2 protein-coding genes are annotated in these 426 nt (G+C 54.5%); both read right to left on the bottom strand.

Translation table 11 applies throughout. From position 1 onward, the window contains the following. Nucleotides 1–188, bottom strand: a 188-nt coding sequence (locus M3191_RS18295) for an NmrA family NAD(P)-binding protein (protein WP_251701741.1), incomplete at its 3' end; no start/stop codon positions are given. Beyond that, the coding region (locus M3191_RS18290) for a hypothetical protein (protein ID WP_251701740.1) at nucleotides 185–426 on the bottom strand (242 nt) is incomplete at its 5' end. The genes M3191_RS18290 and M3191_RS18295, both read right to left, overlap by 4 nt.

Raw genomic sequence — 426 nt, 5'->3', positions numbered from 1 at the left:
ATCTGGATCTGGCCGACATTGCCGAGCGGAGCCATGTAATAGGCAACTTCCGGCTTGCGCACGGCAACGCGCACGCGATAGCCGCGCTTGGTGAGACTTGCGACGACCGCGCGCCCGACAAAGCCGGAGCCGCCGAAAACGGTGACCAGTTTCGGCCTGTTGTGGACTTCGTTCGGTTCGGTCTTCATCCTAAACTCCTGCATGAAAGCCAGTTGCGCCGCTTGCGATGAGCGGCGGCGATGCATCTATATTGCCGGTGATTTATCGCCTTTTGGCCACAAGGCAAAGGGGACTTGTTGTCACGATCATGATAGCAAGACTTTTTCCCATGTTCGTTTTTTTGTTTCAGCGTGATCTTATCCGAAAACCGCTTTGAGATTCCGCTTCTTGCTGTTAAATCGCGCGCATGAGCACACCACTTGACCA

The organism is Sporosarcina luteola, from assembly GCF_023715535.1.
GTDB classification, from domain to species: Bacteria; Bacillota; Bacilli; order Bacillales_A; family Planococcaceae; genus Sporosarcina; species Sporosarcina luteola_B.
This window is presented reverse-complemented; position numbering and strand designations above follow the sequence as displayed.